Consider the following 13,940-nt stretch of genomic DNA (forward strand, 5'->3'; position numbering starts at 1 on the left):
TGGTAAGTCGTAGCGATCGCCTGTTTTTCTTCCTCCCCTTGTTCACACATCCTTAATTTCATCAAATCCATCCTCGATTACGCGAACGGTGAGGAACTATGCAGCTTTAACACCAAATTACGGAATTTCATGGCTAACCTCAACAATAATAGGACTTACGCACTGTACAAAGTACTTATGGTGTGAATTAACGTAAATACGTGGTTTCAGGTTTTTCATTGATGGTAAATAGACCTGTATCGTAGGGGCAATTCATGAATTGCCCCTACGACGTATCTGTTTTTTCCAATCATCTATACTTGGTGTTTTATGTCAATGTGTAAATCCTAAATAATTACTAATTCGTAATTAAATCGATAGCACAGCCTCTTCTCTTCTTAGGCTACGCCAACGAATAAGCGTGCCATTTGGGTCAGAGTAAGAGACCTCTGTCGTGCCGTTACAGGTGAGGTCTAAATCCCCCATCCGTAACGTCATTACTAATTGTTAATTCATCAAAGCTTTCCATCAAAATTGAAATGTTACCGAACCAATTACAGTTAATGGTTCGCCGAAATCATTGCCTCTGACTGGGTTATCACTAACGGTTCCAATGTAATTGACATCGAACAGATTCTTAAAATTCAAACCAAATCGCCAATTATTGCGGCGATAAAACAGCCCTGCATTGGTGACAAAGTAACTATCAACTTGAAAAGTATTTGGTAATCCACCCTCTCGTTCGCCTACATAGTTAAATCCCAGTCCAAAGCCTAAACCCTGCAAACTACCAGCTTGAATTTCATAAGTTGTCCACAAACCTGCGCTGTGTCTGGGAATACCTGGTAATTTGCTGCCAACAGAATTGAGATTTGTGTCTTTTGTAACTTCAGCATCCGTGTAAGCATAGGAGGCAATGATATTCCATCCGGGTAATATTTCCCCAGTAATATCTAGTTCTACGCCTCGACTTTGTTGTTCGCCGGTAGCAACAGAGGAGCCAAAATTAGCAGGATCGGCAACAGCAACATTTTGCTTTGTTATATCAAAGTATGACAAAGTTGCGAAGAGTTTGCTTCTGAGCAAATCTGCTTTCACACCCACTTCGTAACCTTCTCCTGTTTCCGGTTCTAGAGGAGAACCACTTGCTGTTGTTCCTGTGTTGGGATTGAACGATCGCGAATAGCTAGCGTAGAGTGAAAATTCTGGGATCACTCGATAAAGAATTCCGAATCTAGGTGATATGGCATCATTGCTTTGCGATGTCTCGCTACTATTTCTATTATTAGTTACTGTCTGATCTACAGTGTCGTAGCGAAATCCTGCTAGTAAAAACAAGTTATCGAGTAGCGTTACCTGATCTTGTGCGTAGACACCGAGTCTCTTGGTGTTGGTACTAGTGTTACTCAAAACAGCTAATGTACTTGGATCGGGTTCAGGACTATAAACAGGATTGAAAATATTAATAGTATTTGGGTTCCCAAAACCAAACTTAGTCGTAGCGCTCTCGTCACTATTATTAAGGTCAACACCTACTACAAGATTATGCTTAATGGAACCTGTAGTTAATTTTCCAACTACATTCGTCTGAAGTGAGTAATCTTTTATGGTGTCGTCTTGATCGGCAAAGTAACGAGTCAATAATCCTGTTGTGCCATCAAAACTTAAAGGCAGTGCTAAAGGACTGTAATCGTAGCTGTAATACAGATACCGAAAAGCGTTGCGGATTGTCCAATTGTCGCTAAATTTATGCTCTAAATTGTAGCCAACGCTGAGGTAAGTATTCTCGATAGTGTCGTTAGGATTATTACTGACGCGAGTACGAGGAACGTTAACAATTCCATCATTCGAGGCAACAATACCAAAGTCGGCAGGGCCTCTATCTTTGGTGTATTCCAAGTTGAAAGTTAAGTTAGTGCGATCGTCTATTTTCCAGGTAACAATCGGTGCTATAGAGAAGTGGTCGAGATTGTTGTCGTAGTTCCGAAAGCTCTCACTATATTGGTACAAAGCATTCAGTCGATAAAGAACCTTACCATCGGTTGTTAATGGGCCGGAAATATCAAAGCGAGGACGCACAAATGGTTGACTACCTACTTGCAGTTCAGCTTCAAAAAATGGTTCAGCTAGTGGTTGCTTGGAAACTAGGTTAACTACACCCCCTGGATCAATCTCGCCGTAGAGAATAGAAGCTGGCCCTTTGAGAACTTCAACCCGCTCCAAATTGGAAAGTTCTGGAAATCCCTGACTTCCATATACCCTAAAGCCATCTCGCAACACAGGAACACTACCTGAATATGCCTGTGCACCAAACCCTCGCAAACTAAACCGAATACCTCGATTGTCATTATTTCCCGCAAATGTGACACCACTCACATTACGAAGTGCTTCATCCAAGCGAGTAGCTTGCTGATCTTTAATCACCTGTTGGGGAATCACTTGAATAGATGCCGGAATATCCCGGATTGGGGTATCAGTTCTGGTCGCAGAGGTAGCATTGGGGACACGATAACCGTCTTGCTCACCTGTCACTACCAGTTCAATCGGTTCATCAGTTTGTCCCGATGGTTTCTCTGATGGGGTTTGATTCTCTGGTTGTGGTGGAGTGGGTGGTGTTTGTGCCGAAGATGCAACAGTTTTCAATCCGAATATCAAGCCTTCATCACTATCAAATAACTCTACAGATGGCACACCCGTTTCACCTGTAACCGTCAGTCGGATAGTATTACTATCTTGATTAATAACTGTTATTTCACTAATCCCAACAACAGGTTTTTGCGATCGGAATGTGAATGCATCACCATTGGGTAGACGTAGTTGTGCGTTAGGAATATCAGCAACAAAACTATTTCCCTCATTGCGATTCGATACTTGCAACTGCTGACCTTTGGAAGTGACTAAAATCACTTCTACACCTTTATCTGTGCCATTGACCTTGACCGATGTCACTTCGATGATTTCATTTGCAGGCGGTGAGTTTAGTGTTGGTGACTGCACAAGTGTATCTGCACTCTTGAGCGGCAGATTTACTTCACTCAGTTGCCGAATCTCTCTAGTTGGCTCAATGGGCTGTCCTGCACTCAATAAGCTTGATTGTTGATTAATACTTGCAATTGCACTATTGGTCTGACTAGATATCTGTCTCTCTTCTGCATTAGCAAAATGTGTCAATAAGCTCCAAAAAGAGCCTAGAAGTAAGAAAAATTGAAGTAATAGCCTTAGTTTCATCTGTTCACCCACACGCCTTTTCCCCGTCTGCTGTAATCAAGCGGGCAAGATTTAGTTAAATTCTCAATATTTATACTTTATATGTTCTAGGTTATTAAGAATATTTTTTATTAAAAATTTGGTCGTTTGCATTTCTAAAAATTCGGGTAAGTCCAAATTCCAAACATCCAGACTCACGGTGACAGCACCTACTCTGCGTCCACCTTGATTAACTGCGTAGTTTACCGCCCTAGCCCTAGCTGTCTAATTGGGGTTTGCTGAAAAAGAAAGAAAAGGTGAGACTGCAAGATTATCAGACCAAAGAAATATATTCAGGTGCAAGATAAGAGCGCAGGGGTTTATGGGGGCGATCGCCGAACGCCTGATTAACTCAGCCTTGCTGGGTCTTTTTAGATGGCTTAGTCTAAACACCAGAACAAAAGAATCATGGACTCTTAATAAATTCGAGTACTATATTGCATCGAAGTATGGGGTTGCTTTTGAGTCTAAGCAAAGCTACTATGATTTATTTAAGGAAGCACGTATTAGTTGGAAAAAAACTCAAGCTCATAATCCCAAATATGAGGCAGAACACGTAGCTTAAAAAAAGATATTCGAGAATTTTACTTTTTCTATCATTCTTTCTCTGTTGTTAAGGGTTTATTTGAATTGGCAATTGATTGTCAAATTTTTGACTTTCCTAAGCTTGATGAATATGGTGTTTTCTCACGAATGACTTAGGATTGCTATATCTGTAGCAATGATAGATATTCTGTATAAAAAAAGTTGTTAATCTAAAATGGTCAAGATGCGGGCGTTATTGTCTGGATATTACGGTAAAGGTAATGGTGGTGACGAGGCTTTGTTAGCAACGCTTTTGCAAATGTTACCATCTTACGTAACACCTGTGGTACTTTCGGGTAATCCAGAGGAAACGCGCGATCGCTATAATGTAGAAACTTGCGATCGCATGGCTCCCTTACCTGTACTACAAGCTTTACGCTCTGGCGATGCTTTGATTTGGGGCGGCGGGAGTCTTATTCAGGATGTTACCAGTACTATCAGCCCATTTTATTATGGGGGACTGATGGCATTAGCTCAGAAAATGGGTTTGAAAACTATTGCTTGGGCGCAAGGTATTGGCCCGTTAGTACGTCCGCAAACTCGTTGGTTAGCAAGGCAAACCTTTGCTAATTGTACTAAAGTTAGTGTCCGCGATCGCGCCAGTGCTGCTTTATTATCTGATTGGCAAATCCCTTGTATTATAGCTCCCGATCCGGTTTGGGCGTTGGAATCTAAACCAGTCCCAGGACTTTGGGATTTACCTGCGCCGAGAGTTGCGGTAACGTTGCGATCGCATCCCCAACTTACAGAAACACGTCTGGCAAACTTAACCCGTGCTTTAGTTGACTTTCAAAAAGCTACACAGGCTTTTATTCTACTACTACCGTTTCAAAAGAGTGAAGACTTAAGTATTGCCGAAGCCATTCAACCACACCTTAAAGATGTCAGCAAGATTTTGTGTTTGTCAGATCCACAACTTTTGAAAGGTGTGTTTCGCGGCGTAGAAATGGCAATTGGGATGCGCCTACACAGCTTGATCATGGCTGCATCTGAAGGTTGTCGTTGCTTTGCTCTCAGTTATGATCCCAAAGTAAATCGTCTCATGGAAGATTTAGAAATGCCTGGGTGGGATTTGTCAAGTTTACCCGACGATCCCAATTTGATTAGTTTGACTTGGATGGAGCATTATGCTAATGGTGATCCGTTATCATCAGATAAAATTCAATCTTTAGTGGATGGTGCTTTACTGCATCGTGAGTTATTGGGTGAAGCTTTGAGTTAAATAATTTCCCAAAAATACACAGATTATGGTAAATCTCAATCGTGCCAATTTTGCTAGCAATGAACAGATGGGTGCAGTTCGAGTCAAAGTCAAGCTCACTAATGCCATTGATGAAGCGCTTGTCAGTCGAGGAATGCTCAATCCAAATATGCTACGGATGTATGAAACAGAAGCATTAGTAGACACTGGGGCAGTACGTACTGTACTACCCATGTCTATTGTTGAGCAACTTGGTTTGAGAATTCGAGGAAAGCAAATTGCTCAATACGCCAATGGGAGTGAAGAATCTATAGGCGTAACTGAACCTGTAATTATTGAATTGGCAGGACGCGAAACTACCGAAGCTACATTAGTTACAGGCAATATAGTTCTGATTGGACAGACGGTTCTAGAAACGCTGGATTTATTGGTGGATTGTAGAAATCAGCGACTTCTCCCAAATCCTGAACATCCTAACTATCCTGTAATGAGAATATAGACTAGTACAACAAGGCAAAAGTAGAAAGAAAGAACACTGATTTTGTAGGGTGTCTAGCGATTTTAAATGGGTGGATTATTTACACCGTGCTGTACTAGTTACTCGTTTTACCGCTAACAATTCCTGACCATTGCACTTTTTTCTCTTTCTCCCGACGATAAGAAAAGAAATGCTCTGGAGTTTGGAAAGTACAATAAGGTGCGATCGCAATTTGTTCTGCACTAATCCCCAAATTTTCCAGTTGTAAGGTATTCACTCGCCGCACATCTAACCTTACCTTTCCCGGATTGGGATCTGCCAGTAAGGGTGAATTTGGTAATTCATGTAATGCTTGAATGATTTTTTGTTCATCATTATGTGATATAATACTAGCCCCGATTTCAGCAGCCACTTCCATAGAGAGTTGGTAGACCTCACCAGCGATCGCCGGGCCCAACGCAATGCGTAAATCATCAAGTTTGCTGCCTTGAGATTGTAGTCTAGCGATCGCTAGAGGCACAATTTTTTGAGCAGTCCCCCGCCAACCAGCGTGTAATGCTGCTACTTGTCCAGTTTTCACATCCCCAATTAGCACGGGTGTACAATCTGCGCTAGCTACCCAAACGGCTTGTCTTGGCTGTTCGCTGATTAAACCATCCGCCGATGCTAAATCCTCCTCAGCAGAGCTTAAGAAGCTTTCAACTTCTTGAGGGGTGAGAACAGTATTGCCATGAACCTGCTTTAAGCGATAGACTGATGCCTCTGGTTGCAATACTTCTGTGATAACTTGTGGCGATCGCGGCCAAAACTGCTGGGTAAAGAAGCCGTGATCCCAATGTTCCAGAATACTACAAGTTAGAAAAGGCAGTCCTTCCGAATTGCGCCAGTGCCAAGTGTGCATCTTCAACCAAACCTAAACAGAAATCACTCATCAGCCAATCAATGCTAACTTGAACAACGGAATTTGGGTTAACTGCTGTGGGATTTAATCTGCAAAACTTGGAAGCGGCCTTGAAAGCAGGCCGTAAGTATACATATTTACCATTTTCCCTCCACTTTTTTGAAAGCGTCGCCTCAACAAACCAAACCCTCTGGAACTTACTCAACCAAGGGGCAATTTCAGGAACAGTAGTAATCGCAACTGTCCAATCTGCTGGGCGCGGACAATGGGGACGCGAGTGGATTTCTCCAGTTGGGGGATTATATGTTTCTGTGGCGATTTCTTTTGACCAAAAAATAGAGGCTACTGACAGCTACCAGCTAACTTTCGCAACTGCTTGGGGAATTGCGTCTCAATTGCGCCAGCGCGGTATAGATGTTGGGATAAAATGGCCCAATGATTTAGTTTTAAATGGTCGCAAACTAGGCGGCATTTTGACAGAAACCAAAGTAAACAAAGGACAAATTACCCAAGCAGTAATTGGTGTTGGTATTAACTGGACAAATCCAGTACCCGAAACTGGAATAAATCTGGAATCGTGGCAAGCTTTGCAAGATTTCAGACCAATTTCTTGTCTGGAAATGCTCACCTCTACCGTTTTGCTGGGAATAGAATCCGGTATGGAGTGCCTTTGGCAAGAAGGAGTAAGCATACTCTTGTCTGGCTATCTAGATTTGCTTACAAACATGGGCGATCGGGTGTATGTCAATAATCTTTCAGGTACAGTAGTTGGAGTGACTCCTCAAGGAAATTTACGAGTTGATTTAGAAACACATGATACAAAGGAACTAATTACACCGGAAATTTATATTCAACCCGGTACAATCAGTTTGGGGTACCATAAATCTTCCGTTTAAATTTGAGGTTTGTTCAAAATTTCGCTCTTTGGGCAAGACAAACCACTAGCATCATCTCTTTAGGCTAATTACACACAACTGAGAGAACAAATGACGCAGCGCAATAATTCTGCCCCACATCGTTTGCATTACTTATGGCAGCAAGGTCTAACAAAAAAACGTTTTGCCTCAACGCTACCAGCCCAGAGCCTCTGCTGGCTGAGTAGCGTTAGCCTCCTTAGCGGCGGCTTTGTGTTTGCCCAAACGGAAACACAAGTAGATAATATCGTTCCGACTGTTGAAACTTCCCAGCCAACAGCAGTTACAAATCCAGTTAAAAAACAGGCTGTTGCACCCGAAGGCGTTCAAGCGCAACCGGAATTTTCCCAACGGCGAGCCAGACTCAAACAGAGATTGCGTCAGCCAGAGGTTGCTCAATCAAAAGAACCAGTTAGGCAATCTACGCCCAAAATCGAAGCTGCTGAACCTGTTGTGATTATCAGACAGGCAAAACCCAAGGTAGAAGCCTCCCAGGTTACTCCTGTAAGGGTGAGACAAGAAAAACCCAATACTCCTGCCCGCTCTTTACCTGAAAAACTTCCAGAAGTTGCTCAACCATCAAATAACTCTAACAGCCCTGTTACTGCAATGTCAGGGAAAACCAAGGATTATAATAACGCTTATATTGATCCTAATAGTTATGACAGTGGTACCACAGGTACTTATCAAGCACCAAATTCCGTAATTCTCACAGAACGCTCCAGTGGTTGCCGAGCCATTTTACCGTCAGGGCAAAGCGTGTTAGGCGGCGTTTGCGCCAAAGCACCCCAAAGGAGTGTAGCTGATTCTAATGGTAAAGTAGCACCTACTTGGCTGAGAAGAAGTCAAAACGCCCAATTACCAGTAGTTCCACTAACCGGGCGGCAAGTTGCAACTACTGGGAACACGAGTAGATGGCGTGCCACTCAAAATGGTTATAGTGGTGACACCAAAACCGCATATCGCCCGAATCGATTTATCCCCAATCCCAGCGAGTTCAGCCCCACAAGAGTGAGTGCAACTCCCATCGCACCCAGTGGCGGGACTTTACCGCCACCAATGGCAGATGGCAACATTGCACCCCGTCCCAGCAATGTCGCTTACGACTTTTCACTAGCATCAGTATTGCCGCAAATTCCCTACACTGGGGTAGTCGCCTATAGTGGTACGGGAATGATGTATCCATTATCTATTCCCGCTCCCATTACTTCATTGTTTGGTTGGCGAGTTCACCCAATCACAGGTAATCAACGCTTCCATGCTGGTACAGACTTAGGTGCGCCTACGGGAACACCAGTTTTGGCAGCTGCTGCTGGTCAAGTTGAAACTGCTAACTGGGTTGGTGGTTATGGTTTAACCGTTATCCTCAATCACAAATCTGCTGAACAAACTCTCTACGGTCACATGTCAGAAATCCTTGTTCAACCTGGTCAGTTGGTACAACCTGGAACTGTCATTGGTCTAGTTGGTAGCACCGGAAATTCCACAGGGCCTCACCTGCACTTTGAAGTCCGCCACCTAACAGCGAACGGGTGGGTTGCTACTGACCCAGGCGTGGAATTACAAAGCGCCCTCAGCCAGTTAGTAAGAGGCTCGCAAACCGCTCAGGTAAGCCAACAACCAGGTAGCTGAGGTTTGAGACTGGGGACTGGGGACTGGGGACTGGGAGATGAGAGGCAAAGGACAGGAAAAGAATAACAATTCCCAATTCCCAATGCCCAATGCCCAATTCCCAATTCCCAATGCCCAATTACAAATACCCGTGTTCTGCTAAGAATGCGGGTGTAATGCCATCTATACTATTGTCATCATGGGCTGTGGTATGTGGGTTGCCAGAATAAAGGAATTTTTCGACGTATTTGCCGAGAATATCCCCTTCTAGATTCACCAAGCTTCCAGAAAGCAAATAACGAAGATTTGTCTCGGCATAAGTGAGGGGAATTACTGCCACCTTGAATTGGGACACTTCTGGCTCATAAGCGGCTACTGTGAGACTGATGCCATTAACGGCTATGCTACCTTTGGGGACAATGTACCGGGCGATCGCATCAGATGCAATAAAAGTCATTTCCCAAGAACTAGCCGTTTGTTCTGACACTAGCAATCGACCAATGCCGTCTACATGACCCATTACAAAATGACCGCCAACTTTACTGCCTACCCTTAGCGACGCTTCTAAATTGACATATCTCTGTTGTGTTTGCTCACCTCCTAACGTCGTGCGGCGTAGCGTTTCCGGTGAAGCAGTGGCGATAAACCCGTCTTTTAAAACTTGTTCTACTGTCAGGCAAACACCATCGACAGCAACACTGTCACCATAAGCCAAATCTTGCATAATTACTTCACCCGACTGGCTTGCACAAGTAATTTGCCAAGAATCGCCCCCCAAGGGTTCCATCGTTCCTAATGCTTGGATTAATCCTGTAAACACGGCTTTTTTGTCAAACTAACTCTATTTATTGCCTAAATTTGCCTGAAATGAATTGGTAATTGTCACAGAAATGTCGAACATCCAAGTATATTTTCTGACTTTTTTTCGTATAGGAATATTAACACATTAGCATCCTTCACAAGGCATACTTGGGTAAGAAGGTTATTGTCTAAGAAGACCAATTTGACTTACTCTGGTTTTCACCCCAAGTTCGGAGTTTAATAGAAGCAATTATAGAGAACGAATGCTTATGTTTATTACTGTCACCAAGCCGCCCAAAAAGGGGTACTATTTGTTACACGGCGACCAAGGCTCTCAAAGCATTGTAGAGGCTTAGGCAATGATTGAAATGAAAGTTGCCGGCATCGCATTAGATGCCATAACCCGCAGCCCGATCGTCCTTTTGAAAGATTCTTCAGATCGGCGGGCTTTGCCAATTTACATCGGTCAGGAACAGGCTAGGGCAATTATGGGTGCGCTGGAGAATCAGAAGCCTCCCAGACCCTTAACGCACGATCTGATTGTGAATCTTCTAGAGACTTGGAATATGACTCTAGAAAAAGTGATCATTCATTCCCTCCAAAAGGACACATTTTATGCAGCTTTAATTGTTCAGCAAGGCGAAGTCAAAAAGGAAATTGACGCGCGTCCTAGCGATGCGATCGCCATTGCCCTCCGTACAAATACCCCCATTTGGGTAATGGAAGAAGTAATTGCGGATGCTTCTATACCTGTTGATCGCGATGCAGATGAAGCCGAACAGCAAGCCTTCCGTGAATTTATTTCTAATCTCCGTCCCGAAGATTTGATCAAGCGCTTTGGTAATGGCGACAGCTAAAAGAGGGCTGAATGCTGAGTGCTGAGAAAGAATAGAGAATCTAGAAAATAAAATAAATTTCTTTATTCTTTCTTTTTCACTCCTGTAGAGACAATATTAATCGTATTTCTACTTAGAATTCAGCACTCACTACTCAGAAATGAATTTATGCAATATCGACGCTTTGGGAAAACGAATCTGCGCCTCTCGGTTTTTTCCTTGGGAACAATGCGCTACTTGGCTTCTTTTGAAAATGCTCATCAAACCATTGAAAAAGCCTTGGCGTTAGGAATTAATCATCTAGAAACCGCTAGAGGTTACGGCAAAAGCGAGGAGTATCTTGGTAGGGCGTTAAAAGCTGGGTTGTCAGTATCCAGAACGAAGCTTTATATCACTACCAAAATCTCAGCCACAGCAGACGCTGACACCATGCGTAGGTACATCGACGAATCCCTAGAACGATTACAGCTAGATTACTTAGATTGCTTAGGCATTCATGGCTTGAATACTTGGCAACATTTGGAGTGGGTGCAAGCCAAAAATGGTTGTATACAAGCCGTAGAGGAAGCTGTTGTTGATGGTCGAGTGCGACACGTTGGTTTTTCCAGCCACGGGTCACTAGAGCTAATTCAGGCAGTTATCAAGACAAATTTATTTGAGTTTGTCAATCTACATTATTACTATTTTTTTCAACGGCACGCACCAGCTATTCAGCTAGCTGCCCAAAAGGATATGGGTATTTTCATTATTTCCCCTGCTGACAAGGGAGGACAGTTGTATACGCCACCTCAAACCCTAAAAGACCTATGTTATCCGTATTTACCCTTAGATTTGAGTTATCGATTTTTACTTAGTGACAACCGTATTAGTACTTTGAGTATCGGCCCAGCCAACCCAGATGAATTAAAGGAACCTTTGCGAATCGCTGACGATAATGGAGAGTTAACATCAGCAGAAAATTCTGCTTTCCAGAGATTAGAAAATCAGCAAAAAGTTGCTTTAAAAACTGATAAATGTAGCCAGTGTTATGCCTGTTTGCCCTGTCCAGAAAATATCAATATTCCAGAGGTATTGCGGTTACGTAATCTTGCAATAGCATACGATATGAAAGATTATGGACAATATCGTTACGGTATGTTTGAAAATGCTGGTCACTGGTTCCCTGGCATGAAAGGCAACCGATGTACAGAATGTGGCGACTGTTTACCTCGGTGTCCAGAAAAGTTAGATATTCCAGCTTTGTTGGAAGATACTCATAAAAGATTAAGTGAAAAAGCCGGTAGGAGATTGTGGGGTTGACAGAATACAGACGTAATCCCCAGACCCTTCCCTGCTAGCGTTGAAGAGTAAGATTCAAGTTTTACGGTTATCACGTAAGCCGATAAAAATGTAAAATTTATATATAGAGATTAAATAGAGTCAGGAAGATTCTCTGAACCAGGGGTATCTCGCCTAAAAAAAAGATGAAGATTAAAAAAAAAGAAATATCCTACGGCAATCGCTGACGGTTTTCCGCTATAGTGGACGGGCTTTAAGCTTAGTATGGACTACTAGCCGATCGCTTACTATTCTTCTAGCGAGTTTAACAATAGTTGCTGGTCTTTTACCGGCGGCGATATCTTACATCAGTAAGTTAATTGTTGATGCAGTGGTATTTGCATCTCAAGTTAATTCACAAAACAATGGTTTTGTCAATATTTATCCGTCTCTATTTTATGTAGGATTAGAAGCGATCGCTGTAATTCTACTAGCAGGTGGTCAACGCGGAATCATCATTTGTCAATCGTTATTGCGGGCGCTACTGGGTCAGCGAGTGAATGTACTCATCTTAGAAAAGGCGCTGACACTGGATCTTAGGCAGTTTGAAGACTCGGAATTTTATGACAAATTGACCAATGCGCGACGAGAAGCATCAGTTCGTCCCCTTTCCTTAGTAAACCGCACCTTTGGGTTAGTGCAGAATGCTCTTTCTCTGTTCACCTACGGTATTTTACTAGTAAATTTCTCAGTTTGGGCGGTGGTAGTACTAATTTTGGCAGCTATGCCTGTATTCATTGCTGAAACTAAATTTGCTGGAGAAGGCTTTCGCTTGTTTAGTTGGCGTGCGCCAGAAACTCGTCAACAAAACTACTTAGAAAATCTCTTAGCAAGGGAAGATTTTGTCACAGAAGTCAAACTCTACCAGTTGGGAGAGATGTTGCTAGGACGTTATCGCAACCTATTCGATCAACTTTATGGCGAAGACCGCGATTTGACTCTGCGGCGAGGAGTGTGGGGCTATCTCCTGGGTTTAGTTAGTACAGGTGCATTTTACCTAGCTTATGCTTGGATTGTGCTGGAAACAGTGCGAGGTAAGATTTCTTTGGGAGATATGACAATGTATCTCACCGTTTTTCGCCAAGGACAATCTACTTTTTCTAACGCCCTCACTTCTATTGGAGGGATGTATGAAGATAACCTATATTTATCAAATCTCTATGATTTCCTTGAAGAGAAAGTACCAAAGTCTTGGGGTAACGCAACCATTGGTTTAAATCCTCAAGATGGTATTCGTTTTGAGAACGTATCATTTACTTATCCAGGAAGTTCTAAGCCAGCGTTGACAAACATTTCGCTGCATTTGAAACCCAGAGAGAAACTAGCAATTGTCGGTGAAAACGGTTCCGGTAAAACTACCTTAATTAAACTACTTACCCGACTCTACACCCCCGACTCTGGGCGAATTTTCTTAGATGGCTTGGACTTGCAGGAATGGGATGTGGATGTGCTGCGTCGTCGGATTGGTGTGATTTTTCAGAACTTTGTCCGCTATCAGTTTACTGTGGGGGAGAATATTGGTGTGGGTGATGTAGAACATCTTGAAAATAAAACCCTTTGGCAAACTGCTGCTGAAAAAGGCATGGCGCAATCTTTTATTGATCAATTACCCCAAAACTTCCAGACTCAACTTGGGCGTTGGTTTAAGGGAGGACAGGAACTTTCTGGGGGACAGTGGCAGAAAATTGCCTTATCTCGTGCTTTTATGCGATCGCAAGCAGATATCTTAGTATTAGATGAACCAACATCAGCAATCGATGCTCAAGCTGAGTTTGAGATTTTTAATCATTTTCGCGCTATTACTCAAAATCAGATGGTACTTTTGATTTCCCATCGCTTCTCGACGGTACGAATGGCTGACAAAATCTTAGTAATAGAAAACGGGGAAGTTATAGAAGAAGGAACTCACAAAGAATTATTGCAGCTAGGCGGACGTTATGCCAAGTTGTTTATGTTGCAAGCAGCCGGTTATCAATAGCAAATAGGGCTAGGAGTTACTTTTGAATTGAGATAGCGATCGCTCATTCTATCAAAGCACCTAGCCACTCATCTGACTAACTTCCCCTAAGAG

General features: G+C 42.9%; 10 protein-coding genes and 1 pseudogene. 8 read left to right on the forward strand and 3 right to left on the reverse strand.

Annotated features, from left to right (window positions below; translation table 11 throughout):
• Positions 1-507 precede the first annotated feature (507 nt).
• A complete protein-coding gene (locus tag V7K38_RS09375; RefSeq protein WP_334857256.1) occupies positions 508-3,207 on the reverse strand; it encodes a TonB-dependent siderophore receptor in 2,700 nt (899 codons plus the stop codon).
• Positions 3,208-3,592: 385 nt separating this feature from the next.
• Between V7K38_RS09375 and V7K38_RS09380 the strand changes: the two are divergent.
• From V7K38_RS09380 to V7K38_RS09390, 3 genes and pseudogenes are all read left to right on the forward strand, one after another.
• A pseudogene (locus tag V7K38_RS09380) lies at positions 3,593-3,927 on the forward strand (helix-turn-helix domain-containing protein); the annotation flags it as partial.
• A 67-nt stretch (positions 3,928-3,994) separates the two neighbouring features.
• Positions 3,995-5,032, forward strand: coding sequence for a polysaccharide pyruvyl transferase CsaB (csaB, locus tag V7K38_RS09385; protein WP_334857301.1), 1,038 nt, complete (start codon positions 3,995-3,997; stop codon positions 5,030-5,032).
• Between the two features lie 25 nt (positions 5,033-5,057).
• On the forward strand, positions 5,058-5,510 hold the full coding sequence (locus V7K38_RS09390) for a retroviral-like aspartic protease family protein (protein WP_334857258.1): 453 nt from the start codon (positions 5,058-5,060) through the stop codon (positions 5,508-5,510).
• Between the two features lie 94 nt (positions 5,511-5,604).
• On the opposite strand, the gene pgeF is transcribed toward V7K38_RS09390, so the two are convergent.
• On the reverse strand, positions 5,605-6,390 hold the full coding sequence (gene pgeF / locus V7K38_RS09395; RefSeq protein WP_334857260.1) for a peptidoglycan editing factor PgeF: 786 nt from the start codon (positions 6,388-6,390) through the stop codon (positions 5,605-5,607).
• Positions 6,391-6,467: 77 nt separating this feature from the next.
• On the opposite strand from pgeF, the gene V7K38_RS09400 reads away from it, so the two are divergent.
• Positions 6,468-7,286: a biotin--[acetyl-CoA-carboxylase] ligase gene (locus V7K38_RS09400; RefSeq protein ID WP_334857262.1), complete on the forward strand. Its 819-nt coding sequence runs from the start codon at positions 6,468-6,470 to the stop codon at positions 7,284-7,286.
• Between the two features lie 90 nt (positions 7,287-7,376).
• A complete protein-coding gene (locus V7K38_RS09405; RefSeq protein WP_334857264.1) occupies positions 7,377-8,936 on the forward strand; it encodes a M23 family metallopeptidase in 1,560 nt (519 codons plus the stop codon).
• 118 nt (positions 8,937-9,054) lie between these two features.
• On the opposite strand, the gene V7K38_RS09410 is transcribed toward V7K38_RS09405, so the two are convergent.
• On the reverse strand, positions 9,055-9,735 hold the full coding sequence (locus V7K38_RS09410; protein ID WP_334857266.1) for a riboflavin synthase: 681 nt from the start codon (positions 9,733-9,735) through the stop codon (positions 9,055-9,057).
• Positions 9,736-10,075: 340 nt separating this feature from the next.
• Between V7K38_RS09410 and V7K38_RS09415 the strand changes: the two genes are divergently transcribed.
• The 3 genes from V7K38_RS09415 (at position 10,076) to V7K38_RS09425 (ending at position 13,847) form a co-directional block, all read left to right on the forward strand.
• Entirely contained in the window at positions 10,076-10,573 is a 498-nt protein-coding gene (locus V7K38_RS09415) for a bifunctional nuclease family protein (protein ID WP_012406891.1), read from the forward strand.
• 147 nt (positions 10,574-10,720) lie between these two features.
• Positions 10,721-11,851: an aldo/keto reductase gene (locus V7K38_RS09420; RefSeq protein WP_334857268.1), complete on the forward strand. Its 1,131-nt coding sequence runs from the start codon at positions 10,721-10,723 to the stop codon at positions 11,849-11,851.
• A 187-nt stretch (positions 11,852-12,038) separates the two neighbouring features.
• Complete coding sequence (locus tag V7K38_RS09425) at positions 12,039-13,847, forward strand: ABC transporter ATP-binding protein (protein WP_334857302.1); 1,809 nt, start codon at positions 12,039-12,041, stop codon at positions 13,845-13,847.
• The last annotated feature ends 93 nt before the right edge of the window (positions 13,848-13,940 follow it).

It is taken from the genome of Nostoc sp. (assembly GCF_036917465.1).
GTDB lineage: Bacteria > Cyanobacteriota > Cyanobacteriia > Cyanobacteriales > Nostocaceae > Nostoc.

Bases quoted from the DNA above. Each gene is read 5' to 3' on its own strand.
- V7K38_RS09375 (WP_334857256.1), bottom strand. From the start codon at position 3,207: ATGAAACTAAGGCTATTACTTCAATTTTTCTTACTTCTAGGCTCTTTT.
- csaB (WP_334857301.1), top strand. From the start codon at position 3,995: ATGCGGGCGTTATTGTCTGGATATTACGGTAAAGGTAATGGTGGTGAC.
- V7K38_RS09390 (WP_334857258.1), top strand. From the start codon at position 5,058: ATGGTAAATCTCAATCGTGCCAATTTTGCTAGCAATGAACAGATGGGT.
- pgeF (WP_334857260.1), bottom strand. From the start codon at position 6,390: ATGCACACTTGGCACTGGCGCAATTCGGAAGGACTGCCTTTTCTAACT.
- V7K38_RS09405 (WP_334857264.1), top strand. From the start codon at position 7,377: ATGACGCAGCGCAATAATTCTGCCCCACATCGTTTGCATTACTTATGG.
- V7K38_RS09415 (WP_012406891.1), top strand. From the start codon at position 10,076: ATGATTGAAATGAAAGTTGCCGGCATCGCATTAGATGCCATAACCCGC.
- V7K38_RS09420 (WP_334857268.1), top strand. From the start codon at position 10,721: ATGCAATATCGACGCTTTGGGAAAACGAATCTGCGCCTCTCGGTTTTT.